The sequence below is a fragment of the Domibacillus aminovorans genome, from assembly GCF_001643235.1.
GTDB classification, from domain to species: domain Bacteria; phylum Bacillota; class Bacilli; order Bacillales; family Domibacillaceae; genus Domibacillus; species Domibacillus aminovorans.
In genome coordinates, this window is the sequence record NZ_LQWY01000001.1 from 15,564 (window position 1) to 39,999 (window position 24,436).

The window sequence follows — 24,436 nt, forward strand, 5'->3', positions numbered from 1 at the left end:
TGCTCATAGCGGCAATTGTCCACGCCGACGAGAACAGATTTCATACAGTATTAGTGTACCGATATTTTAAGGAGGAGTGCATGATGGGATGCCATAAGCATCGCGACGATTTTGACAATGATGATCTGCGTCAGCGTTCTGAAAGCTGCGTTCGCGAAGTTGTACGCGCAATTCGCGACATTCAAGATGCAAAAGAAGATGATGACTGCAGAGACTGCAAAGACTGCTTCGCCGAGCCGCTTGGAGACTTAGACGGTCCACGCCGACGCAATGCAGATACACGTGTGTTTACACTTACAACGAAGGAAGGAAAACCGTTTTTCGCTTTCTTTGATCCTGCAGAAGCTGATGATAATGATCATTGCAGAACAGGATGTGTATCCATCTTTTTCCGTGTTGAAGATGTGTTTGACAGCGGTTGCGCCCGCCTTCGTGTATTACTGCCGCTTGACCGTGACTTTGATCCTGTTAATCTTGCGGACGATGGCGACATCAGCCTCAAAAAAGTATGCAAAGTCGAAAACTTTAAAAAGACCCGTAGTTGCGTTACCGTTGATTTAAATGATTTTATTGCGGTTCAGTGTATTAAAGACGTGGACTTAAATGTATGCCGTTAATTTTAACCCGCCCCCACGGCGGGCTTTTTTCATGTGCCAGCAATTCGAATATATACAATTTCTGCAATTGGAACACGAACTGTTTCTTTCCCTTCTTCCTCAAGCACCCACACATTATCTCCATCAAATCGTTCAATGATCCCACGTACGGATCCACCTTTCCATTCAAACTGACATGGCACTGGAATTCTGCGCTGCGCCAAGTAAATGACTTTCTCCTCCACATTCATTTCCTTGAACGGAAGTAATCTACCTGATTCTGACGGCATCTCTTTTTTTACAGGTTTAATTGGTATTTCTGGCGTTTCAGTTATTTCTGGTGTTTCAGGCACTTCACCGGCTTTCACAATTTCCTGCATAACTGGCTGCACATGCTTAAGCGTTGGCTGTCCGATGTATAAGAGCGGTCCCTGTTCTTTTTTCACGCCTTTAGCACCTCCGCTTTTTGTCCAGTATATGCAAAAAAACTGCCCGATATGGACAGTTTTCTAAAAAATTAATTTCCAATAATGTGGAAATTAATTTATTTTCAAGCAAGCCTTATTGATCTGATTGTCCTAAACCAGATGACAACTTATATAAATTCTCCATACTCAACAAGTGCTGACTCAAATTTTTCTTCGTTTTGTTTTAATTCAACTATTTTCCCCTCATTCTTCTTTGTCATAGATTGATCAAATTCATAGCCCACTGCATATTTCCGTAAACTTTTTATGATTTCTTAACATTACTTTGCTAGTTGATAAATATTTATTGGACTCAACCCTAGGATATTTAAATAAAATGTTATAATATAATACCAGATAACAAAAGCAGGTATATTAAATATTGATATTAAATTGTACCTATTTCAATGGAGGCTGAAATGGAAGATATACTTAAATTAAAAGGCAAGAATATCGTAGTTATGGGTGTCGCCAATGAACGGAGCTTAGCTTGGGGTGTAGCAGAAGCCCTTTATAAAGCAGGAGCAAATGTAATTTATACATACAGATTGGAACGATCTCTAGGAAAAATAACCAAGCTATTAGAGAAAAATAACTATCCATCAGAATATATTTTCCATTGTGATGTAAATAATGATGATAGTATTCGCAAAGCATTTAAAGATATAGGTGAAAAAGTTGGTGTCATTCACGGATTGGTTCATTCTATTGCCTATGCTCATGCAGAAGACTTAAAGGGTGATTTTGTAGAAACATCTAGAGACGGATATGCATTTGCCCAAGATACTAGTGCCTATTCATTAATTGCTGTAGCAAGAGAAGCTCGTCAATATATGACAGAAGGAGCATCCATTGTTACAATGACTTATCTTGGAGCAGAACGCGCTGTGGAAGGTTATAACCTAATGGGTGTTGCAAAAGCTTCTCTTGAAGCTAGTGTGAAATACTTGGCACTCGATTTAGGTAAAGACAATATTAGAGTCAATGCTGTTTCAGCAGGAGCCGTTCGAACACTGGCAGCCAAGGGAATCCCAGCTTTCAATACCATTCTTCATCATATTGAAGAGAAGTCACCTTTGAAGAGAAATGTGACTCAAGAAGAAGTAGGCGACATGACTCTTGTTATACTTAGCCACCTTTCTAGAGGAGTCACTGGTGAAATTATTTATGTTGACTCTGGTTACAATATATTGGGATAGTATATGAACAAATGAATCAATACGTTTATTTACGAAAAAAGACCGTTTTCGGTCTTTTTTTCTTTTCCAAAGATTCACTTTATATGCATGATTACAGAAAAAATCAACGTAAATCCTGTTTCAGCTCCGTATTTCCATTTCAATATTTTCATGCTCTATTTAAGAAGAATAACCTCTTTTTCAATTAAATCAGCCGTTTTAAATGTCTCTCCAACGGACAGATCCCCTCAAAGCCGAGTGCAAAGCGATATGGTACAATCAAAACAAGCTTCAGTTGCTTCAGCAAAACGGTGTTAAAAAAGCCGCTTATGACGACAATAACTAGTGACAAACTTCCACCTTTCTTTTTGTGCACGATATCGCAGTAAACTTTTCGTCTGCTCTCTTATTTACACTTTAAAAATGTATATTTTCAAGGAGGCGTTTTGATGAACTTAGATATTATTGGTGACATACACGGCTGTTTAGATGAATTTCGTACATTAACGATGAAGCTTGGCTATTCGTGGGACTCGGGCATTCCTGTTCATCCCGCTGGCCGGACGCTCGCTTTTGTCGGCGACCTGACAGATCGCGGTCCTGATTCTGTTCGCGTTCTTGATGTCGTTTGCCGTCTGTTTGACGAACAGTCCGCTCTATACGCGCCCGGCAATCACTGCAATAAATTATACCGTTACCTTGTTGGAAATAAGGTTCAAAAAACACACGGTTTAGAAACGACGGTCGCTGAACTCGACTCGCTTTCAGCACGGGACTATAAAAAGATTCGCAGCCGCTTTTTATCCATGTATGAACAGTCGCCGCTTTATCAAATGGTGGACAGCGGGACGCTCATTATTGCCCATGCCGGCATACGCGCTGACTACATCGGGCGGCATGATTCACGAGTGAAAACATTTGTCCTCTATGGGGATATTACCGGCGAGAAACATGCGGACGGTTCGCCTATTCGGCGCGACTGGGCAAAAAATTATACCGGTGATCCGTTTATCGTGTATGGACATACACCTGTTAAAGAGCCGCGTGCATTAAACGGAAGCATCAACATTGATACTGGCTGCGTCTTTGGCGGCAAGCTGACAGCACTCCGCTGGCCCGAACGCGACACCGTATCGATCCCTTCCAAACAGCCTCTCGTTCCAGAAAAATTCCGGGAGTTTGATTGAACATGATAAACATAAACAAACCGTACTCCATAATGGATGGACGGTTTGTTTAATTAAGCATTTCTTTCATATCATCCGGCATTGACATGACAATGTTCATCTCTTCACCCGTCAACGGATGCATAAATGAAAGATGACCGCAATGCAGTGCTTGCCGCTTTATCCGCTGCAGATGGCCGCCATACAAATTATCGCCAGCAAGCGGGTGGCCGATATGGGCCATATGTACACGAATTTGATGCGTTCGGCCTGTTTCGGGCTTCACTTCAATGTGCGCGAAGTGAGCGTACTGCTTCAACACGCGATAACCGGTCCGCGCTATTTGCCCGTCCGGCCGTACTATTCGCTCAATAATGCTGTCATCACGCCGGCCAATCGGCGCATCAACAACACCGGTTTCATCAGAAAATACACCTTCAGCGAATGCTTCATACCGGCGAAAAACGAGTTTCTTTTTCTGCATTTCAGACAGTAAATGATGAATATAACGGTTTTTTGCGGCCAGCACAATGCCCGATGTATCCCGGTCGAGCCGTGTAATAATATGAGCCGTTGCTGCAATCCCCTGCTCTTCATACAATCCGAGCAATCCAGCGGCAAGCGATCCGTCCGGATGTTCACGCGACGGAATAGTATTCATTCCTGTCGGCTTCCCAATCGCGATCAGCACCTCATCTTCATACAACACATGAAGTGCTATTCGTTCTGCCTGCATACTGTTTGACGGCACTTCCCTCGGAAAAATGATCCGTACAGCGTCACCCGCTTTTAATACGTGACGTACGTTTACTTCTGCTCCGTTTACTAAAATAAAACCACCGGCAAATTTTATGTCCGTAAGCGCTCGCTTTGAAATCGACTTTTTCTGTAAAAATGTTCGCAACAGCATGCCGTCTTCATCCGCCGTCCAGCTTAATTCAAAGGGCGTCATGTTAGTTGCTGACAAACGAATCATGCACCCTTTTCCAAAACGGGAAAGGACGGAAACGCGCAAATCGAATTTTTTCACTGGCAACACGATATTGAATCGACTTGACGTCTTTGTGCAAAATTGTCAAATGGTCAATGGTCACCAAAAAGTCCAGCCGGTTGACCGGTTTTAACATACATGTGTGATGTGCCGGCAAAATGAGCGGTGAACCGACTGTCCGAAACACACGGTTATTGATCGAAGCCATTTCCGCCAGCTGCAATGCACGGATGGACGGATGCAAAATCGCTCCACCAAGCGCTTTATTATATGCCGTACTTCCAGATGGAGTCGATACACATAATCCATCGCCGCGAAACCGTTCAAAATGTTCGCCGCGTATTTCAACATCCATGACAAGCGTCCCATCCACACTTTTCACCGTTGATTCGTTTAATGCCAAATAGCGTGTTTCTTTGCCGTCGTGCTGATAGCGGATAATGGCTTCTAAAAGCGGATATTCGATAATTTGATAGGGCGTCCGTGCAATAGCAATGACAAGCTTCTCAATTTCATCTGGCGTCCAGTCCGCATAAAAGCCGAGATGACCGGTATGAACTCCGACAAACGCCGTTTTATCCAGCCGTCCGCTGTACCTGTGAAACGCGTATAAGAGTGTTCCGTCACCGCCGACTGAAATGACAATATCCGGCTCACTATCATCGTACGCCAGCTTAAAATCAGTTAAATAATTACGAATTTTGTGCATTAGTGCATTGGACTTCGCATCACCTTTTGACGTAATTGCAAACTTCATCTGTCTCACCCCTGTCGATTATTCTTCATTCCTTTTTCTTCGTAAAAAATTTTTGTGCTTCTTGTATTTCTTCACGGATGAGCGACATTTCTTCATCGAGCCGAAATGCTGCCTCTGCCGCACGCTGCAAACGCATTTGAATTTCCGTCGGGAAGTCGCCGTTGTATTTATAATTTAGCGAATGCTCAATCGTCGCCCAAAAATTCATCGCTAGCGTCCGTATTTGAATTTCTGCCAAAATTTTCTTTTCCCCGTGAATCGTCTGAACTGGGTATTCAACGACCATATGATAGGACCGGTAGCCGCTCGGTTTTTTGTGGGATATATAATCTTTTTCTTCTACAATTCTGAAATCATTTCGCTTCCGAAGAATGCTAACGACCTTTTTAATATCGTCGACAAACTGACACATCATACGCAGTCCCGCAATATCCTGCATGTCACGATGAAGGCGATCCATCCGAATTCTTTTCGTGTTCATTTTATCAAGAATACTCGGGACCGGCTTCACTCGGCCTGTCACAAACTCGATTGGTGAACGATCGTCATTCATCGTAAATTGCTTCCTGATTCCGCGCAGTTTCACCTTCAACTCTTCTACTGCCTGCTTATAAGGTGATAAAAATTCATCCCAATTTTCCATTGCAGCCTCCATCAGTGCTGTTCGGCGAAAAAGACTCGTTCTACTTTTCCCACCATTTCCTCGCCGTAATTGCCGTTCCCTTCAATATTAGCAACGAGCTCTTCCATTTCTTCTTGAAATGAGGCAAGTGTAAATGTTCCGTCCGTACCGACCACTTCGAGTGGATGCTTGCCATCAATCGCTTTTTTTATGTCCAGCCATGTGCTTTCGTGCAAATACACATACACATATCCAGGTTCCGCTTCAGCCAAATACACAAAGGCAAAGGCGTCTGAATCGGTAATCACCTGGTTCCTTGCCTGCAAGTGTGTGACTTCAACGTCTTCTTCTGATAATAGACGAAGCACCCCTTCCACCCATTCTGTGTTCGTAAAATGCCATTTTGTTCTCATATCTAATTCTCCTTTATAACGTCCGTTCATTCAAAACATCGTAACCATTTTACCACATTTTGTTCTTTTAAACATTGTCTGAACAGGATACAATGAGAGTAACGACTTTTTTGGAAAAAGAGGAAGATAAATGAACCAGGAAATTGAAATTGAATTTAAATGTTTGCTGTCAAAAGAACAATTTGATCAATTGGTTGAATCCTTTCATCCCGGCCCCTTTACCACACAGCATAACCATTATTTCGACACGGCTGACTTTTCGCTAAAAGAAGCCGGTGCTGCCTTGCGCATTCGTGAAAAAAATGGACGAGCTGAAATGACATTAAAGGAACCAGCTGAAGTCGGATTGCTTGAATCAACCGTTGCTCTCTCAAATGATGACGTAACTGCTTTCCTATCTGGTGGCATTCCAGATAACGATGTGATGGCTGCTGCCCGTAAACACACCGGTAAAAATGCCTTTTTTCATTTCGGTACATTGTCCACAACACGGGCTGAAATAGATTATAAAGGTGGGCTGCTCGTTTTTGATCACAGCACATATGTAAACCAAGAAGATTACGAAATTGAATATGAAGCAAAAGATCTTTCAGGTGAGCAGACTTTTCTTGCGCTTCTAAATTCATTCAATATCGAATATATACCGGCTGAAAATAAAATTCGCCGTTTCTATCACGCACAATTTCAAAACGGAGGCCATTAACGTGGATACAAGCTTCTTTAATACGATGATTCGTTCAACGATGATGAATGCCATGCCAGCAACGAAGACTACTTCTCCTTTTTTGACACCAACAGCTCATTCTATGGTCTTCGGATCCATTTTACAGCAGGCGCTCGTGCAGGGACTTGAAATTGTAAATGCAAATGAATCGAGCACCGTTGCCTCTGGGCCTGCTCTTTATACAAAAGCCGGTGCAGACGTTTTATCGGCCGCGGGGACAGATTATGATGATATTATTACAAGGGCTGCAGAAACATATCATGTGCCGAAAAAACTCATTCAATCTGTGATCAAACAGGAATCCAATTTTAACCCGAATGCGGTCAGCTATGCAGGCGCGTCCGGACTCATGCAGCTCATGCCAGCAACCGCACGTGATCTTGGTGTACAAAATTCGTTTGATCCAGAACAAAATGTGTTTGGGGGTACCAAATATCTGCGTCGAATGCTCGACATGTTTGATGGCAACACAACATTGGCACTTGCAGCCTATAATGCAGGGCCAGGCAACGTAAAAAAGTACGACGGCATTCCGCCGTTCAGCGAAACACAAAATTATGTAAGAAAAGTAACCAGTTACTACAATACGTAGAGCTGGTTTTTTTGTGTGAAGCACTTCATTTGTTTTATAACAGAAGCCTTGTTAAAATGAATATATACTATGAAATAAAAGGAGTACATTTTATGGCCAAGCAATCCAATGTTCCATACGACATCATTGGCGAAGAACAGCTTTCAAAGCTAGTTGACGCATTTTACAGCCGCGTTTCGCAACATCCGGATCTTGTGCCGATATTCCCCTATGACTTAACGGAGACGGCCCGGAAACAGAAGCAATTTTTGACACAGTTTTTGGGTGGTCCTCCCCTTTATATGGAAGAACACGGGCATCCCATGCTCCGAGCACGCCATCTGCCATTTCCAATTACACCGGTACGGGCAGATGCCTGGCTAGCTTGTATGAATGCGGCAATGGATGAGGTGCAGTTACACGGAGATTTGCGGACTTTCTTTTTTGAACGGCTTACACAAACGGCACGCCACATGGTGAACCGGCCGAATGATAAGGATGATGTTCTGTGAATTCAATACAATTACCTGATCGTATTTGCTCTAACCGACAAAAACCGCTCGAGCTATATGTATTTGTTGATCCACTTTGTCCGGAATGCTGGGCACTTGATCCGAAGCTCCGGAAACTGCAGATAGAATATGGGCATTATTTTAAGCTGAAGCAAGTGCTGACCGGAAAACTGACCTCTTTAAATGCACCGAGGCGGCCCCTTGCTGTTGAACAGAGCGGACTTGCGTGCGATGAATCGCTCTGGGTGGAAGACTCTGTTTCCTCTCCTTTTCTTGCATCAATTGCGATAAAAGCAGCGGAACTGCAAGGAAGAAGGGCAGGAAGTAAGTTTTTACGTAAACTGCAGGAACAGTTTTTTTTAGACAGAGAGAATGTATCTGATTTAGCTGTATTGAGCCGGTGTGCAGAAGAATCAGGACTAGATAAAGGCGAATTTTTAAATGATATTCATTCCACTGGGGCGACGAAAGCCTTTCAATGTGATTTGACGATTACATGTGAAATGGATGTAGACGAAGCACCGACGGTCGTGTTTTTCAATGAACGAATAGAAGATGAAGGCATTAAAATTGCTGGACTTTATTCATACGATATTTACGTTCAAATTTTGCAGGAAATATTGGAAGAAATACCCGAGCCGCTCGATCCACCGCCGCTTGAAGAATTCATGCAATATTTCAGAATTGCAGCAACGACTGAAATTAGTGAAGTGTACGATTGTTCAGAAGTTCATGCTTTACGAGAATTGAAAAAGCTGCAGTTACAGCAAAAAGTGCGCAAAATCGATACAAAGCACGGCACTTTCTGGGAGTATATATAATAAAAAAGACGACAGTGCTGCTGGCGTCTTATACCGTTGACAACTCCGCTTTTCAATAGTTCCACTTGAAGCGAGGTTGTTTTTTTATTTTTTAAAAACGCAGACGCAGTCTTCTTTTTGAAGGCTGCGTCTGCGTACTGATTACGATTGAAGAGTCGCTCATTATGACGTGTAAACAATGGCTACTTTTCTGCTAAATCTTATTAACATTCGAGTCTATCCACTCTATCTGCAAGTTTACACACTTTCTTTTCAAGTTTATCTACTTTCTTTTCAAGTTTATCTACTTTCTTTTCAAGTTTATCCACTCTATCTTCAAGTTGATCTACTCTATCTTCAAGTTGATCTACTCTCTTTTCAAGTTTATCCACTTTATCTTCAAGTTTATTCACTTTTTTTCTTAAACGATCAATCTGTTCTTGTTGACCTGCTACCATTTCCTCCAACATAGCTAACCGTCTATCAACGTTGTTACCATGGTCGTGACATCCTGACATACTATAACCCTCCCTTCAATTTTTAAATTTAAATAAAAGCATTTTTCTTCTGTTCTTGTTGATCTGCTACCATTTCCGCCCACATGTCTAACCGTTTCTCAACGTTGTTAGCATTGGCGCTTCCTTGTTGAATTTGCCTTTGATGTGCCCTAGCAGTCAATTCCTCCCTTCTTTAATAAACTATGTTAAAAAGAAAGAAGTGTTTGGACGTACCGATCAGTACAAGCACATTTTTAAAAAAACCAAACGATAAACTAGATTCCCTATTGAGAACGTTCATTCACTGGTATTACACTTTTCTTCCTAAGCGTAAACATCTGTTTCTTCACGCATAGAATAATGCTTTTTTAATTTTTGATTATGAAAAGAATTGATGAGGAGTGATGATTAAAAGGTTTGATTCAGTAGTTGATGATTGTAATCTAACTGATGTGAGTTTTTCTGCGTCAACTAGAAAAAGCCCCGCTGAAGCGAGGCTTTTCCTTACGAACAAAGGGGATGGAAGAAATTTTTCACAGTCAAACAAAGGGGTATATGTTTATAAGTGATCAATTTCACACCCTTATCCTATCATGTTTGGCACATATATTGCAAGGTGCGTCCGATCCGTTCACCTAATTGTCATAACAATGGATTTGACAGTATTAAATCCCATATTAAGACAATAGTTTTTCCATTTCTTCAAGTGACTGTTCAAACACTTTGCATGCGGATTCAATGGCATCAGCTGCCGTCATATCCACACCTGCACTCTTTAATACGTCAATTGGATCAGCTGAGCTGCCAGCCTTCAAAAATTCATTAATGTATCGTTCTGCAGCAGGTTCGCCGTCTTCTAAAATTTGCGAAGACAACGCAATCGCTGCACTTAAGCCCGTCGCATATTGATATACATAATAATTATAATAGAAATGTGGAATGCGTGCCCATTCAAGCGCAATTTCTTCATCAATAACCATGTCATCGCCGAAATATTTTTTATTTAATTCATAATACGCCGCGCTTAATCCGTCCGCTGTCAATGCTTCTCCATTTTGTGCTTTTTCACGAACGAGGTGTTCATATTCAGCAAACATCGTCTGGCGGAAAACCGTGCCGCGGAACGTTTCTAAGAAGTGATTCAACAAGTACATACGCTTTTTCTCATCTTCTGTCGTTTTCAGCAAATAGTTATTCAAAAGCGATTCGTTGCACGTGGATGCCACTTCCGCAACAAAAATCGAATAATCACCATAAATATATGGCTGATTCGCACGTGTGTAGTAACTGTGAATGCTGTGACCGAATTCATGAGCGAGCGTAAACAAGTTATTTACATTATCTTGCCAGTTCATTAAAATGTATGGATTCGTGCCGTACGCACCGGATGAATACGCCCCGCTGCGTTTCCCTTTATTTTCAACAACATCCACCCAGCGGCCTTCAAGCCCTTGTGCGAGAATGCCATTATACTCTTCCCCAAGTGGTTTCAATCCTTTTAATAAAAGGGCCTTTGCTTCATCATAATTCACGTCAAACTTGCCTTCTGCGACGAGTGGCGTGTACAAATCGTACATATGCAGCTCATCGAGGCCAAGCACTTTTTTACGAAGTGCGATATATCGGTGCAAAAGCGGCAAGTTTTTATTGATCGTGCTGACGAGATTGTCATACACCTCTTCTGGAATATGATTACGTGATAACGCAGATTCACGTGCACTTCCGTAATGTCTGACATGAGCGGAAAAATTATCTTTTTTAATTTGCCCTGATAATGTAGATGCAAACGTGTTTTTGAATTTTCCGTATGTTGCGTATACCGCTTTAAATGCTTCTTCGCGTACACGGCGGTCTGACGACTCTAAAAAGCGAACGTAATTACCATGCGTAATTTGTACGTTTTCCCCATTTTCATCTTGAATGACCGGAAACTCAAGATCTGCGTTATTCAGCATCCCAAACGTTGCACTTGATGACCCGAGCACATCTGACGCCTGCGCCAGCAAGTTCTCTTCGACTGCTGACAATACGTGTGGACGCTGCTTATTCAAATCACCAAGCACTTTTTTGTAAAGTAAAAGCGGCTCGTAGGAAGCTACAAAGCCATTAATTTTTTCCTCATCAATGGACAAAATTTCTGGATCAGCAAACGACAATGCGCCGGCAATTTGCGTATACAGCATCTTCGCCCGGTCATTCATTCCTTGATAATGACCATTTTGCGTATCTTCATCGTAACGCATATGTGCATACGTATATAACCTGCCCATGCGCTCTAAAAGCGTATCCTGCCACGTAAAAAACGAATATAGCTGCTCAGCGCTGTTACCGAGTGTGCCATTATAAGAGGCCGCAGCACCAGCAAGCTTCCCGATCGTTTTAAATTCTTCTTCCCATGCTGTATCTGTTTCAAAAATATCTTCCAGACGCCACTTTAATTCTTCCGTAATCTCACTACGTGCCGGAAGCTGTTTTACTTGATTGTCTGCCACGTTAAAAACCTCCCTTTATTTATAAACCATTCTCCTTCTTTATTGTATATTCCTTTTTCTTATTCCTCAAAAAATCAGCCTGTCTATAATTCGCTTTTCATGTGCGAGACAAAATTCCTCTTCCCTCCGTATTTTTCCACCCCTTGACAGACTGTCCATCCCTCTTTTTATACCGATTTCATTAAGAAGCGCTACGTAATCTTCTGCTGCTTGTTCCGGTGTCATCATCGGAGCGAGCGGCATAATCGTTTCTTTTAAATGACCCTTCTGAATACGTCTACGGATAATATTTGCCGCTTCTTGCATCGATCCATTTTTACGGTCATGCACAATATAAAATTGCCACTCGGCCGCATGATTGCGAATGGCCATGCCACTTCGTACCGGCAGGCCGATTTCTTCCGACAATAAATATGGATTTCGACCTGATTCATAAACGGTCCGAAAAAACGGATGATTTCGCGCATTGCTATAATAAAGCGATCGGTCGATCCATTTTCGTTTTTCATCAAAAAAGGGTGCGAGTGGAAACATAAATTCAGTTAAAAATACAGCGGACGGCGGAAACGTCATATCCTCTATTTTCACATCAAGGCGTACTGCCTGACAGAGCGATATGGTTACCGGTATGATTCGTCCGTAAATGGTAAATAATTTAAAATCCGGACAATACGCAACGAAATAAAAGCCAAGCTGTGCATGATAGCGCATAAAAAGCCGTTGAAACGGTGTTAATTTCACATATCGCCCTTTTCGTTCAATCGAAGGACCACCATATATCCAAAAAGGATTTAAACCACGCATCATATATTTCTTCGTCCGTTCTCGGAATAACGAAGCTGAAATGGTTGAACATTGGTATTCAACGGCAATCGTTCCCGATAATATATCAGGTCGCTGCGTTCCATCGGGCAGACGCGCTTCCATTATGGCATCGTGCGTTCTTATTATCCAGTTAAATAAATCGATTTTGGCAGCAAGGTGACGTGGTGATTCATGTTCGGAAAAAGAGTCACAGGAAGAGTATGTTTCGTGAGCAAAGTGTGGAATGTTGACATCTCCCGCTTTAATGACGACCGGGCGGCCGCACTGTGGGCAAAAATGAGGTGTTTTTTTTAAGCTTAATGCCATCTGTTTCGCATCAGGTCCGGCAAGCACAACGGGCTGTCCATTTATATCGACTGCCGCCAGCATACAACCACTTCCTTTCACACTGTATTGTATCATTCGACACATGATTAGGCATTCCTTTTAATAAAGTAAAACGTCATACATGATCAAAATCCCCACTCGAAAGCCCCCCTTTCTGCGTAGCACGACAAAAAAAGCCTCCTGAATCAGAAGGCTCTCCCATTATGAAAAATATTGGCGTACCGTTTCAAATACATTGTCATCGATCACACATTTTCCGTATTCTTGCAGCGTATGAATGGTCATTCGTGATTCGTGCGTATATTCAAGCAAAATGCTAAGTGCATCGTCAATAGCTTTTTCTTCAAACCGCTCTTCTTCAAATTCAACAAATAAATAATAGCGGTTTTCATGTGCGTAAAGAGATGTGATCAAATGATCGAGACCGCCACGATTGCTAAGCGTAATGACATCTTCAAAATCTTGGAACGAAAGAATAAAATCAAGTGGTTGTTCATCTTCTTCCGCTCGGTCAAAATGCTCTTCAAGCAAGTCTTCAATCTGTCCTTCTACATCAAGCTTATCACTTGTGAATGGAAGCTCAAGCTTTTGGCCGTCTTTCGTTAAGTTTGCTTGTGTTACTAAAATTTCAAGCCCTTTATCAAGTGCATGCACTTGAATCCAAAGGGGACCATCCACTGTGAAATCTTCTTCATCATGGACTTCCTCCATCATATCCCAGAACAGTTCTTCGCTGCGCTCCCGGTTGTACCAGATTTCTTCGCGATCAAAGCCCCGTTCTTCTATATCAACATACGATATGAAAAACTTCACCGTATTCTCATTAATGCGTTCGATTTCCATAATTGCGGTCTCTCCCTTCCATTTAGAGGGTTGTCGGGAGTACGGAAAACAAACTCCTCATCCCTTTGTTCTATTGTATGATAAACATGTCATAAATGAAAATAGAAAGACTCCAAAATCGGAGGGCTGTCCGCTTATTCTATCTGAATTTTTTGATTTATTCAAGTGAATTATACAAAAAAAATCCCTGCATGAATTGCAGGAATTCTCTCTCCATTAGTTAACCATACGCCGTGCTTCAAGCAACTGGAATGTACGAACTTTCCGTGGTAAGAAGCGGCGGATTTCATCTTCATTGTAACCGACTTGCAAGCGCTTTGCATCCATAATAATCGGACGGCGAAGCAATCCCGGATTTTGGCGAATCAATTCAAACAAATCTTGAAGAGGAAGCGTTTCAAGATCAACATCCAATTTTTGAAAAATCTTTGAACGTGTTGAAATGATTTCATCTGTTCCATCCTCCGTCATACGCAAAATCTCTTTAATTTCGTTAATGCTTAGCGGTTCAGAGAAGATATTGCGTTCCACGTAAGGTATTTCATGTTCTTCCAGCCATGCTTTCGCTTTACGGCAAGATGTGCAACTTGGTGATGTGTATAGTGTAACCATTCCTCATTCACACTCCTTAATTAAAATGTATAATACCTGTCAATTTACACCTGTAAATTTGAGGAATTGAACGTTCATGGAGATTTCAAATAATTAGTGAAACTCCTCAACAACCGGCTACATATGTATTATACCATGAAATGACATTCATTGAATATGGTTTTCATTATATCGTAAAAATTATTTGTTTTGTTCTACACAATAGATTATACCCGAGAAATGTGTCCACTAAACGTCAAAAACATTTTTTTAAAAATAAGTGTAAATGGTTTTAAACTATTTTTCATTCCGCTCTTCTTTAAACAATTTGATTACAATTAAGCACTCCTTGAATATTCAGTCTGTTTTGTTTATAATCATACTCATAATAAGATGAAGCGAAGTGAGAATTGATTTATGATGAAAACGATTTTTTCCGGTATTCAGCCGAGTGGAATGATCACAATAGGAAATTATATTGGCGCATTAAAACAGTTTGTAGAACTGCAAGATGATTATAATTGTTATTTTTGCATTGTCGATGAGCATGCCATTACCGTGCAGCAAGATCGTCTTGAATTACGAAAAAACATTCGCAGTCTGGCAGCGCTTTATGTCGCCGTTGGACTTGATCCGGCAAAAGCAACATTGTTCATTCAATCCGAAGTGCCCGCACACGCGCAGGCAGGATGGATGCTGCAGTGTGTTGCCTACATTGGTGAGCTTGAGCGAATGACACAGTTTAAAGACAAATCAGCAGGCAAAGAAGCGGTCTCAGCAGGTCTCCTTACTTATCCGCCACTGATGGCTGCCGATATTTTGCTCTATGATACAGATATTGTGCCGGTTGGCGAAGATCAAAAGCAGCATTTAGAATTAACGCGAGATTTAGCGGAACGTTTCAACAAGAAATACAATGATATTTTCACGATTCCTGAAGTGCGTATTCCAAAAGAAGGTGCGCGCATCATGTCTTTACAGGAACCGACGAAAAAAATGAGCAAGTCTGACCCGAATCAAAAAGCATTCATTACACTTCTCGATGATCCAAAACAAATTGAGAAAAAAGTAAAAAGTGCGGTCACAGATTCAGATGGTATCGTGAAATACGATAAAGAAAACAAACCAGGTGTTTCCAACTTGCTGTCCATTTGTGCTGCTTTTGAGGGTGTACCGGTTGCGGACGTCGAAAAGCGGTTTGATGGAAAAGGGTACGGCGATTTCAAACAAGAAGTGGCAGACATCATTATCCGAAATCTCGCTCCCATTCAATCCCGCTACCATGAGCTTATTAACTCGGATGAACTGGACCGTATTCTTGATGAAGGTGCAGAAAAAGCGCGTCGTACAGCAGGCAGAACGCTTAAGAAAATGGAAAATGCAATGGGCCTCGGCCGTAAACGAAAATAAAAAAGAAATCCCGCCAATCAGTTTGGCGGGATTTCTTTCACGTGGCGACACCCATCTCATGCTCATACATTTTCTCAAAAAATGGACGCCCTTTAATAATTTGACCGCATATTTGTTCATGTCGTGGGCTCCATCCAATTTTTACTGCTTCGCTAAATGTGCTCGCTGCCATATCCCAATCCATTTCTCGAATCTCTTCATAACGATCCGGCATCCATTCCGTCAGCCAATACTTTAATTCCGGCTCATTTTCTGATTCAATGAGCTGATCAACAGCAAGTAATAACAACTGCTTTAACTGCCGTTCTTTCCGTGTCAGTCCGATCATCCATTCAGGTGCTGGCTCAATTAAGCTGTATGTTTTCTCATTCATTTCCGGAAAATAAAATGGTTCTGCTGCATGACAGTCCGCCATTTCACGGACAATTAGTTCATGCTGTGGCATAAGTCGGCTTTTTTTCACAGGTACACGGTACCCCATCGTCTCAATCGCCATCATCCGTTCTCCATCTGAAGCAATAAAACAGTATTCCAACATTTCCACCTTACTGCCTTTTCGAATAAATGCTTTGCTTTCAATTTTCTTCAATAAATCATCCGGTAGCTCACCTAGAGAATTCTCCATATAATCCATGGCTGATTTCCTCACAATCAATACAGGGACTTGATCCAACATCACCATGCCGTCATCTTTACGCCACTCATGAAAAAAACATACATTGCATCCGTTTTCTTCTCCTTCAAACCAGTTGACCCATACATCATGAAGGTATAGCATCAAATTCCTCCTTGAACTCCTTATTATGGGTTCATTATCGTCACGTTTCCGTTAATTTATTCCTTCAACCCCAAAATAATGAGTACCCAGCCAAGGAAAAATAAATAACATTCTGGTCTACTGATTGTGAAAGATAAATAATCTGTCCATGTCATGCCCGCTGCAAGCAAATTAAAATACATAATAAAACTAACACCGCCAGCAACAGCAAAGCCGAATCCTGTTAAAAAGATCATGAATCGCATCTGATCACATCCCCGCTGCTTGTCCTGTATGTATATGCAGCATCGAAACAAAAAAAACAGGCCGCGGCCTGTTTTAGGATTAATCGTTATATTCGGTTAACACGATCGTTGCATTGTGACCACCAAATCCGAGTGAATTGCTCAGCGCAGAACGAACTTCTTGCTTTCGTGCTTCATTCGGCACGTAATCAAGATCACATTCTGGATCTGGATTGACTAAATTAATGGTTGGCGGTACAAGATCATTTTTAATAGTCAGCGCGGTGAAAATCGCTTCTACCCCACCTGCTGCACCAAGCATATGACCCGTCATTGATTTCGTAGAGCTAATCGAAAGTTTTCGTGCATGGTCGCCGAAAACCGTTTTAATGGCAGCCGTTTCGAACTTATCATTGTACGGTGTACTTGTACCGTGTGCATTGATATAATCAATGTCTTCTGGTGCAAATCCTGCATCATCAATGGCTATTTGCATAGCACGTGCTCCACCCTCACCTTCCGGCGCAGGCGCTGTAATATGATAAGCATCACCTGTCGAACCATATCCCACGATTTCCGCATAAATAGTCGCACCACGTTTTTTCGCATGCTCCAATTCTTCAAGAACGACAATACCTGCTCCTTCACCGATGACAAACCCATCGCGGTTCGAATCGAAAGGACGGCTTGCTGTTGCTGGATCCGGATTGTTTGAAAGCGCCGTATTTGCACAGAAACCAGCTACGGACATTTGGGTAATCGGAGCTTCTGCACCACCTGAAATCATCGCATCTGCATCGCCGCGTTGAATCACTTTAAACGCATCCCCTATGGAGTTTGTACCCGTTGCACATGCAGTTACGGTACATGAGTTTACTCCTTTTGCACCTAAATAAATGGATACTTGCCCTGCTGCCATATCTGGAATAATCATCGGCACAAAAAATGGACTGACCCGGCGGTAGCCGCGCTCTAAAAATATTCTGTATTGGTTTTCAAATGTTTCCATTCCACCAATACCCGAACCGATCCAGACACCGATACGTGATGCATTTTCATCATTAATATCAAGGTTTGCATCCGCGATCGCCATTTTCGCTGCTGCAACGGCATATTGAGTGAAACGGTCCATTTTACGTGCATCTTTTTTCTCCATAAATTGTTCAGGGTCAAAGTCTCTAATTTCTGCCGCCACTTTTGTGGGATAATCGTCTGCATTCAACCGGGTTAACGGCTTCACACCACTTTTTCCTGTTGTGACACTGGCCCATGCTTCTTCTATCGTACTTCCAACCGGTGAGACAATGCCGAGACCGGTAATGACTACTCTTCGCTTTTCCACGTTTTCCACCTCTTTATTGTAATCTGCTATTAGCGTCCCCACTTCATTGCGATAGCGCCCCATGTTAATCCTCCGCCAAAACCGACCATCACGATGACATCATCTTCTTTAATCTTTCCCTTCTCCAGTTCTTCTACAAACGTGATCGGAATCGATGCAGATGATGTATTGCCAAATTGATTGATCGTTACCGACATTTTTTCTGGCGACAGCCCGAGACGTTCGCGGGATGATTCCATAATGCGAATGTTTGCCTGATGGGGCATTAAAAAATCAACATCATCTTTTGTTAAACCCGCTTTTTCGAGCACGTTAATCGCTGATTCACCCATTTGACGGACGGCAAATTTAAACACTTCACGTCCATTCATCTTGACATATTCATCCTGATATAAATGCTTGGCGCCCCGTCCATCTGCACCGAGCTCAAATGAAAGGATACCCCGTCCATCTGCAACTGGACCAAGAATGGCTGCTCCAGCACCATCTCCGAATAAAACGGCTGTATTACGGTCTTCCCAATCAACGGATTTTGACAGTTTTTCTGCACCAATGACGAGAATGTGTTTATACGTGCCTGTTTCCACAAACTGTTTCCCTGTAATGATAGCGTACATAAACCCGGCACACGCCGCACTTATATCCATCGCTGCTGCATTCACCGCACCGATTTCTTGTTGAATCAAGCATGATACAGAAGGAAAACGATAATCGGGTGTCACCGTTGCTGTAATAATGAGATCAATTTCTTCTGGATGAATTCCTGCGTTCTCAATTGCTTTTTCCGCTACTTTCATCGCCATATAGGATGTATCGATATCATCTCCAGCAATACGGCGTTCTTCAATCCCTGTACGCGTGCGAATCCATTCATCTGACGTATCCATCTTTTTTTCCAAATCCGCATTCGTTAACACATTTTCGGGAATGTATCTGCCCATTCCCCATATTCCAGCGTTCATCAAAACGCACCCTCTTTCACATACATTAGTAATATCAATTATTAAGACTTGGTCCTAATTTTACTGAAAACAATTCATGATTGCAACTAAAAAAATGAAAGCGGACTCCTATTACTAGGAACCCGCTTTCATGTATCAATGTTTCTCAATAGGATCGTTTGGAATTAGAGCTGTCAAAATGAACAACAAAATCGTAACGACAACGGCGACCAGAACGCCTGTTTCAGCATGAAACGGAGCACCGTTCATCGATGACACAACGTATACAACCATTTCAGACAAGAAAAGTGTCCAAACAAATGTCATAATATATTGCACGTGTAAACCTCCTTCACCTTACATTTATGTACTCTGTTTATAATCTTAGCATATTACGGGATCGGCGGCATAAAAAAGTTTTTCTTTTTCTTGACGATTTTTGCAGTAAAATAAAAAGAATAGAAACTAGGCAATAGCCTGGATAAAAAGGGAGATAATATGATGGATAACAAACAGATGGAATTTATGCAAATTGCGATGAACTATTTACCAAATGCACAGGAAAAAATGAAAGAAGCCGGTATCGAGTTTTCTCCTGCAATGGCAGAGCCCTTTTTTGGCTTATTTATGAACGTCATGCAAGAAGCGTATGAACTCGGCAAAAAAGATGCACAAACGGAAAAATAAGAAAAAACAGTGCCGTCCATAATACGGCACTGTTTTTTTGTCTCATTGAATGTTGTTTCTGACCACTCACTTCCTAACGACGAGTTCACCCTCTTTTACATCGACGACTGCCGTTGCACCTGGCAAAATCTCACCGGCAATAATCGAACGAGCTACTTTTGTTTCAATTTGCCGTTGAATGAATCGTTTCAATGGGCGGGCACCGAAGACTGGATCATAGCCTTCTTCTACAATGATATCTTTTGCCTCATCCGTAACAGAAAGGGTAATTCCCCGATCCGCCAGACGCTCATCCAATCCCACCAAAATTTTACTTGCAATGTCTTTTAAATTGTCACGTGTAAGTGGTTTAAATAGCACGATATCATCGACCCGGTTCAAAAACTCCGGCCGGAAATGAGCACGCAGCTGCATCATCACATTATTCTTTGCTTCTTCCGGAATTTCTCCTTCGCTTCCCATTTCAAGCAAATGAGACGACCCAATATTAGACGTCATAATGAACACTGTATTTTTACAGTCAACCATGCGTCCTTGTGAATCGGTAATCCGGCCATCATCCAGTATTTGCAACAAAATATTAAACACATCCGGATGCGCTTTCTCCACTTCATCCAGCAGCACGACAGAATATGGCCGACGGCGAATCGCTTCTGTCAACTGACCGCCTTCTTCATACCCTACATACCCTGGAGGCGCTCCAACAAGCCTTGACACGGAATGTTTCTCCATGTACTCGGACATATCAAGACGAATCATCTGCTCTTCACTGTCAAACAGCACATCGGCAAGCGTCTTCGCCAACTCCGTTTTACCGACACCGGTTGGTCCGAGAAATAAGAAAGAGCCGATTGGGCGATTCGGATCTTTAATACCCGCTCGTGCCCGCAGTACCGCATCACTGACAAGTGATACAGCTTCATCCTGTCCAATCACCCGCTCGTGTAAAATGTCTTCAAGACGCAATAATTTTTCACGCTCGCCTTCCACCAATTTCGTTACTGGAATGCCTGTCCAGCGCGCCACAATCGATGCAATTTCTTCTTCTGTTACTTCTTCACGAAGGAGCCGGTTCTCTTTTTCATCCGCAGCGCCCGCTTCCAAGTCGACTAATTCTTTCTCTACAGCCGGAATTTGTCCATGGCGCAGCTCAGCTGCCCGATTTAAATCATAACGGCTTTCTGCATCTTCCAGTTCACGACGCAGACGATCGAGTTCGCCCCGCTTCTCTTTTACATGCATAATCGCTTCTTTTTCACCCATCCATTGGGCCTTCATGGTATCTGCTTGTTCCTTTAAATTGGATAATTCTTTTTGAATGTGAACAAGACGCGCAGCACTTTCCGCATCTTTTTCTTTTCGCAGCGCTGCTTCTTCAATTTCCAGCTGCATAACACGTCTCATCACGGCATCGAGTTCAGTCGGCATCGAATCAATTTCCGTCCGGATCATCGCACATGCTTCATCCATCAAGTCAATTGCTTTGTCCGGTAAAAAACGATCTGTAATATAGCGATTGGACAATGTGGCAGCTGCAACGAGCGCCCGGTCGTGAATGTTTACGCCATGATGAATTTCAAACCGTTCTTTCAAGCCACGCAATATCGAAATTGTATCTTCAATCGTCGGTTCTGACACGAGTACAGGCTGAAAACGTCGCTCCAGTGCCGGATCTTTTTCAATGTATTGGCGATGTTCATCGAGCGTCGTCGCACCAATACAATGAAGTTCACCCCTTGCGAGCATTGGCTTAAGCATATTGCCCGCATCCATCGATCCTTCTGTTTTCCCTGCACCGACAATTGTATGAATTTCATCAATAAATAATAAAATATTGCCTTCGCTTTTCTTTACTTCATTCAACACGGCTTGTAACCGTTCTTCAAACTCCCCACGAAATTTGGCACCAGCAATGAGCGAACTCATGTCAAGCGAAAAAATCGTTTTATCTTTCAAGCCGTCTGGTACATCTTTGCGAACAATTCGCCAAGCTAGCCCTTCTACAATAGCGGTCTTTCCTGTTCCCGGTTCTCCAATTAATACTGGATTGTTTTTCGTTTTCCGCGATAAAATCCGAATCACATGCCGGATTTCATCATCACGGCCAATGACTGGATCAATTTTCCCCGCACGTACTTCTTCGACTAAATCACGTCCGTATTTCGCTAGTGCTTCATAGCCTGCTTCTGGATTTTGTGTCGTCACTTTTTCATTCCCCCTAATCTCATGAATGGCGTTTAAGATGGCCTTTTCCGTCACGTGTTCTTTTTTTAAAACGTCTGCAATCACTTTGCCTGCTGAAAAAATCGTCGCTGTCATATGTTCAACGGATAAATACGCATCATCGAACTCTTTTTGAATGCTTGTCGCTTTTTGAAACCATGTGTTCAATCCACTTGATAAATAAGCACCGTACTGCGCGTCTCCAGAAACGACCGGCTTTGTTTGAATCGCTTGCTGCAAAACGCGGAGCAACACAGCTCTTTTCATTCCTGCCCGCTCGAGAATTCGGCTGAACAGTCCATCTTCTTTTGAAGTGAGTGCTATCATCATGTGCACGGTATCCACATCAGAATGGTTTCGTTCAACAGCGCTTTGCTGAGCTGCGGCAAGTGCTTCCTGCATCGTATATGTCATGTTGTCCATCTTCATCCCAAAACCTCCTTGACCTTTTTTGACCTTTCATTCATTTTAATTTATTCCCTTTTTTTTCGCAAAGATAACGGCGTGATTAACTTTATTTTATCGGCTTTCAGGGACGCATTTTGTCTGCCACCGTTAGACGGAATCCATCCGACAACTATTTTGTTTACTTGCTTGTGGAACAGGAAGTCAAAGAACTTTCTAAAACAAACTCCGCTGTTTGGGGTTGATATGGGCTTGAAAAACTTCGCTATTTTGTCGGATGGATCGCTGAGTGCTGTATGAAAACCCAACGTTTTTTCGAAGATTGGAGAAGAAACTCGCCAATGTAAGAACCGATTACCTGCAAAAAATCTCAACCACCATCATCAAAAACGACGATGTGATCGAAATAGAAGACTTGCAGGTATCCAACATGCTTAAAAACCACCAGCTCTCGAAAGCCATCAGTGAAGTGTTGTGATCAGAGTTCTGTGCAATGCAGGAATACAAAGCAAAGAGGTACGGGAAACAAGGTCATCGTTGTCGGGAAAACATTCCCTCCCAGCCAGCTCTGTTCCTCCCGCGGATATCAACACAAAACGGTGAAAGACCTGAAGCTACGCGAATGGACATACAGATGCGGCAGGCATCACGACCGAGACATCAATGCCGCAAACAACTTAAAAGCAGAAGCACTCAGACTTTTACAGGTTTGAACACGTCGGAGGCCAATGCCGTTTGTATGATGAGCCGCAGAGGCTGTGGAGATTGCCTGATCAAAAATGGGCGGTGACGTTGGTGTTCTCAAAAATCCCCCACTTCAACGAAAATGCGTTTCTTTCGTAAATGGCGGGTAGTTCATACTCGAAAATAACTAGTTGTTATGCACACTTAACACCTTTACAATAAGAGATAAGGAGGTGGAAATCGAGTGGTATTTGACCCGTCGCTTTCACGTACACTGGAAGCTTTATTTACAGAAGAGCAACATGTGTGTTCGTTTAAAAAAGGCACTTACTTGTTTCAAGAAGGGGAAGCGGCATCTAACATTTTCTGGCTGCAGTCCGGCAAAATACAGATTGGCAAAGTTATACCCGATGGTCGTGAATTAACCATTCGGATTTCAAAAGCAATGGATATGCTAATTGAAATGGCACTGTTTGAAGAAGATGCGAATTATACAATGAATGCCAGAGCCATCGAATCTGGTGAAGCACTTGTCATCCCCCGATGGAAACTAGAATCGGCGTTGTCATCAAAAACGGAATTAATGGTGCAGTGGCTTCGCTATACGCATAACCACCATTTACGGACACAGTCAAAGCTCCGAGATCTCGTCTTGAACGGGAAAAAAGGCGGTGTTTATTCAACACTGATTCGGATGGGCAACACGTTTGGAGAAAAAACAGAAGATGGTCTACGACTAAATGTGTCGCTGACGAACCAAGAAATGGCGAACTTATGCGGCACGTCGCGTGAAGTCGTCAATCGGCTGCTTTCGGAACTGAGAAAAGAAGGCATCATTAAAATGAAGCGTAACCGTATCATATTATGCGACATTGATTATTTAAAACAGGAAGTGAACTGTGAAAACTGTCCGATTGATATGTGCCAAATTGATTAAAAAAGATGGAGGGTCCCCAAGTATCGGAGTCCTCCATCTCTTTTTATTGAATGCCTAATGCAATTTTTGCATAGCGTGACATCATGTCGCGTGACCATGTCGGCGTCCATACAATGTTCGTTTCCACTTCTTTCACTTCTGGAATATCGGCAAGCGCTGCTTTCACTTGATCGACGATAACGCCGGCAAGTGGACAGCCCATTGACGTCAATGTCATCGTAATTGTTGTTTTTCCTTCCGCGTCCATATCGACGTCATAGACAAGCCCAAGGTTGACGATGTCAATACCGAGTTCCGGATCGACAACCTGCTCAAGCGCACCCATAATATTTTCTTTTAAATCTTGATCCATGTTAAAAAACACTCCTTCCTTTTCTCATCTCTTCTTATCATAACAGACAAACATATAAATAAACAAAAAGCCTGCCTCTTT

30 protein-coding genes are annotated in these 24,436 nt (G+C 42.4%); 12 read left to right on the plus strand and 18 right to left on the minus strand.

What is annotated here, in order from left to right; translation table 11 throughout:
- Positions 1 to 83 precede the first annotated feature (83 nt).
- The gene (locus AWH49_RS00100) at positions 84 to 617 is read left to right on the plus strand and encodes a CotY/CotZ family spore coat protein (RefSeq protein WP_063964266.1); all 534 of its coding nucleotides are present in this window, start codon (positions 84 to 86) and stop codon (positions 615 to 617) included.
- Positions 618 to 646: 29 nt separating this feature from the next.
- On the opposite strand, the gene AWH49_RS00105 is transcribed toward AWH49_RS00100, so the two are convergent.
- Complete coding sequence (locus AWH49_RS00105; RefSeq protein ID WP_063964267.1) at positions 647 to 1,042, minus strand: hypothetical protein; 396 nt, start codon at positions 1,040 to 1,042, stop codon at positions 647 to 649.
- A gap of 440 nt (positions 1,043 to 1,482) precedes the next feature.
- Between AWH49_RS00105 and fabI the strand changes: the two genes are divergently transcribed.
- Together fabI and prpE are read left to right on the plus strand one after the other, a co-directional pair.
- Positions 1,483 to 2,262, plus strand: a complete 780-nt coding sequence (gene fabI, locus AWH49_RS00110; RefSeq protein WP_018391795.1) for an enoyl-ACP reductase FabI — start codon at positions 1,483 to 1,485, stop codon at positions 2,260 to 2,262.
- A 428-nt stretch (positions 2,263 to 2,690) separates the two neighbouring features.
- Positions 2,691 to 3,428 (plus strand): bis(5'-nucleosyl)-tetraphosphatase PrpE, encoded by a 738-nt coding sequence (prpE, locus tag AWH49_RS00115; protein ID WP_063964268.1) that lies wholly within the window; start codon positions 2,691 to 2,693, stop codon positions 3,426 to 3,428.
- 49 nt (positions 3,429 to 3,477) lie between these two features.
- On the opposite strand, the gene AWH49_RS00120 is transcribed toward prpE, so the two are convergent.
- The 4 genes from AWH49_RS00120 to AWH49_RS00135 are packed head-to-tail and all read right to left on the minus strand — an operon-like array spanning position 3,478 to position 6,190.
- Complete coding sequence (locus AWH49_RS00120; protein WP_244886753.1) at positions 3,478 to 4,383, minus strand: RluA family pseudouridine synthase; 906 nt, start codon at positions 4,381 to 4,383, stop codon at positions 3,478 to 3,480.
- Complete coding sequence (locus AWH49_RS00125; protein ID WP_034289239.1) at positions 4,361 to 5,155, minus strand: NAD kinase; 795 nt, start codon at positions 5,153 to 5,155, stop codon at positions 4,361 to 4,363. The genes AWH49_RS00120 and AWH49_RS00125 overlap by 23 nt, the downstream gene beginning before the upstream one ends.
- 25 nt (positions 5,156 to 5,180) lie before the next feature.
- Entirely contained in the window at positions 5,181 to 5,798 is a 618-nt protein-coding gene (yjbM, locus tag AWH49_RS00130; RefSeq protein ID WP_063964269.1) for a GTP diphosphokinase, read from the minus strand.
- A gap of 11 nt (positions 5,799 to 5,809) precedes the next feature.
- Entirely contained in the window at positions 5,810 to 6,190 is a 381-nt protein-coding gene (locus AWH49_RS00135) for a UPF0738 family protein (RefSeq protein ID WP_063964270.1), read from the minus strand.
- Between the two features lie 130 nt (positions 6,191 to 6,320).
- Between AWH49_RS00135 and AWH49_RS00140 the strand changes: the two genes are divergently transcribed.
- The 4 genes from AWH49_RS00140 (at position 6,321) to AWH49_RS00155 (ending at position 8,818) form a co-directional block, all read left to right on the plus strand.
- Positions 6,321 to 6,893 (plus strand): CYTH domain-containing protein, encoded by a 573-nt coding sequence (locus tag AWH49_RS00140; RefSeq protein ID WP_063964271.1) that lies wholly within the window; start codon positions 6,321 to 6,323, stop codon positions 6,891 to 6,893.
- Between the two features lies 1 nt (position 6,894).
- Positions 6,895 to 7,506 carry a lytic transglycosylase domain-containing protein gene (locus AWH49_RS00145; RefSeq protein ID WP_063964272.1) on the plus strand — a complete coding sequence of 204 codons (612 nt, stop codon included), beginning with the start codon at positions 6,895 to 6,897 and terminating at the stop codon, positions 7,504 to 7,506.
- Between the two features lie 92 nt (positions 7,507 to 7,598).
- A complete protein-coding gene (locus AWH49_RS00150; protein ID WP_063964273.1) occupies positions 7,599 to 7,997 on the plus strand; it encodes a globin domain-containing protein in 399 nt (132 codons plus the stop codon).
- On the plus strand, positions 7,994 to 8,818 hold the full coding sequence (locus AWH49_RS00155) for a ClpXP adapter SpxH family protein (RefSeq protein ID WP_063964274.1): 825 nt from the start codon (positions 7,994 to 7,996) through the stop codon (positions 8,816 to 8,818). Before AWH49_RS00150 ends, AWH49_RS00155 begins: the two co-directional genes overlap by 4 nt.
- Before the next feature lie 203 nt (positions 8,819 to 9,021).
- Here AWH49_RS00155 and AWH49_RS00160 read toward each other — a convergent pair whose 3' ends face one another.
- The 6 genes from AWH49_RS00160 to spxA form a co-directional block, all read right to left on the minus strand.
- Complete coding sequence (locus tag AWH49_RS00160; RefSeq protein WP_063964275.1) at positions 9,022 to 9,315, minus strand: coiled-coil domain-containing protein; 294 nt, start codon at positions 9,313 to 9,315, stop codon at positions 9,022 to 9,024.
- 28 nt (positions 9,316 to 9,343) lie between these two features.
- A complete protein-coding gene (locus tag AWH49_RS20905; RefSeq protein WP_280512804.1) occupies positions 9,344 to 9,475 on the minus strand; it encodes a hypothetical protein in 132 nt (43 codons plus the stop codon).
- A gap of 496 nt (positions 9,476 to 9,971) precedes the next feature.
- Positions 9,972 to 11,786, minus strand: a complete 1,815-nt coding sequence (gene pepF, locus AWH49_RS00165) for an oligoendopeptidase F (protein ID WP_063964276.1) — start codon at positions 11,784 to 11,786, stop codon at positions 9,972 to 9,974.
- Between the two features lie 66 nt (positions 11,787 to 11,852).
- Positions 11,853 to 13,022 carry a competence protein CoiA gene (locus AWH49_RS00170; protein WP_082862609.1) on the minus strand — a complete coding sequence of 390 codons (1,170 nt, stop codon included), beginning with the start codon at positions 13,020 to 13,022 and terminating at the stop codon, positions 11,853 to 11,855.
- Between the two features lie 117 nt (positions 13,023 to 13,139).
- Positions 13,140 to 13,781 carry an adaptor protein MecA gene (gene mecA / locus AWH49_RS00175; protein ID WP_034289217.1) on the minus strand — a complete coding sequence of 214 codons (642 nt, stop codon included), beginning with the start codon at positions 13,779 to 13,781 and terminating at the stop codon, positions 13,140 to 13,142.
- A 216-nt stretch (positions 13,782 to 13,997) separates the two neighbouring features.
- The gene (gene spxA, locus AWH49_RS00180) at positions 13,998 to 14,393 is read right to left on the minus strand and encodes a transcriptional regulator SpxA (protein ID WP_018391780.1); all 396 of its coding nucleotides are present in this window, start codon (positions 14,391 to 14,393) and stop codon (positions 13,998 to 14,000) included.
- 396 nt (positions 14,394 to 14,789) lie between these two features.
- Here spxA and trpS point away from each other — a divergent pair, with 396 nt between their 5' ends.
- Positions 14,790 to 15,782 (plus strand): tryptophan--tRNA ligase, encoded by a 993-nt coding sequence (trpS, locus tag AWH49_RS00185; RefSeq protein WP_152333463.1) that lies wholly within the window; start codon positions 14,790 to 14,792, stop codon positions 15,780 to 15,782.
- A 37-nt stretch (positions 15,783 to 15,819) separates the two neighbouring features.
- On the opposite strand, the gene AWH49_RS00190 is transcribed toward trpS, so the two are convergent.
- From AWH49_RS00190 to AWH49_RS00210, 5 genes are all read right to left on the minus strand, one after another.
- Positions 15,820 to 16,560 carry a DUF3603 family protein gene (locus AWH49_RS00190; protein WP_034289214.1) on the minus strand — a complete coding sequence of 247 codons (741 nt, stop codon included), beginning with the start codon at positions 16,558 to 16,560 and terminating at the stop codon, positions 15,820 to 15,822.
- 56 nt (positions 16,561 to 16,616) lie between these two features.
- Positions 16,617 to 16,805 (minus strand): YuzI family membrane protein, encoded by a 189-nt coding sequence (locus AWH49_RS00195; protein WP_034289211.1) that lies wholly within the window; start codon positions 16,803 to 16,805, stop codon positions 16,617 to 16,619.
- 79 nt (positions 16,806 to 16,884) lie between these two features.
- Positions 16,885 to 18,126, minus strand: coding sequence for a beta-ketoacyl-ACP synthase II (gene fabF / locus AWH49_RS00200; RefSeq protein WP_026221528.1), 1,242 nt, complete (start codon positions 18,124 to 18,126; stop codon positions 16,885 to 16,887).
- Positions 18,127 to 18,155: 29 nt separating this feature from the next.
- The gene (locus AWH49_RS00205; RefSeq protein ID WP_063964278.1) at positions 18,156 to 19,088 is read right to left on the minus strand and encodes a beta-ketoacyl-ACP synthase III; all 933 of its coding nucleotides are present in this window, start codon (positions 19,086 to 19,088) and stop codon (positions 18,156 to 18,158) included.
- A 135-nt stretch (positions 19,089 to 19,223) separates the two neighbouring features.
- Positions 19,224 to 19,406, minus strand: a complete 183-nt coding sequence (locus AWH49_RS00210) for a YjzD family protein (protein WP_018391774.1) — start codon at positions 19,404 to 19,406, stop codon at positions 19,224 to 19,226.
- Positions 19,407 to 19,568: 162 nt separating this feature from the next.
- Here AWH49_RS00210 and AWH49_RS00215 point away from each other — a divergent pair, with 162 nt between their 5' ends.
- Positions 19,569 to 19,754, plus strand: coding sequence for a ComZ family protein (locus AWH49_RS00215; RefSeq protein WP_018391773.1), 186 nt, complete (start codon positions 19,569 to 19,571; stop codon positions 19,752 to 19,754).
- Between the two features lie 66 nt (positions 19,755 to 19,820).
- Here the strand turns inward: AWH49_RS00215 and clpB are convergent, their stop codons facing one another.
- Complete coding sequence (gene clpB, locus AWH49_RS00220) at positions 19,821 to 22,406, minus strand: ATP-dependent chaperone ClpB (RefSeq protein ID WP_063964279.1); 2,586 nt, start codon at positions 22,404 to 22,406, stop codon at positions 19,821 to 19,823.
- A 265-nt stretch (positions 22,407 to 22,671) separates the two neighbouring features.
- Between clpB and AWH49_RS21135 the strand changes: the two genes are divergently transcribed.
- From AWH49_RS21135 to AWH49_RS00230, 3 genes are all read left to right on the plus strand, one after another.
- Positions 22,672 to 22,860 carry a transposase gene (locus AWH49_RS21135; protein ID WP_063964280.1) on the plus strand — a complete coding sequence of 63 codons (189 nt, stop codon included), beginning with the start codon at positions 22,672 to 22,674 and terminating at the stop codon, positions 22,858 to 22,860.
- A gap of 10 nt (positions 22,861 to 22,870) precedes the next feature.
- Complete coding sequence (locus AWH49_RS21140; RefSeq protein ID WP_425305688.1) at positions 22,871 to 23,095, plus strand: zinc ribbon domain-containing protein; 225 nt, start codon at positions 22,871 to 22,873, stop codon at positions 23,093 to 23,095.
- Positions 23,096 to 23,310: 215 nt separating this feature from the next.
- Positions 23,311 to 24,003, plus strand: a complete 693-nt coding sequence (locus AWH49_RS00230; protein WP_063964281.1) for a Crp/Fnr family transcriptional regulator — start codon at positions 23,311 to 23,313, stop codon at positions 24,001 to 24,003.
- 43 nt (positions 24,004 to 24,046) lie between these two features.
- Here the strand turns inward: AWH49_RS00230 and AWH49_RS00235 are convergent, their stop codons facing one another.
- On the minus strand, positions 24,047 to 24,355 hold the full coding sequence (locus AWH49_RS00235; RefSeq protein ID WP_034289200.1) for a metal-sulfur cluster assembly factor: 309 nt from the start codon (positions 24,353 to 24,355) through the stop codon (positions 24,047 to 24,049).
- Between the last annotated feature and the right edge of the window lie 81 nt (positions 24,356 to 24,436).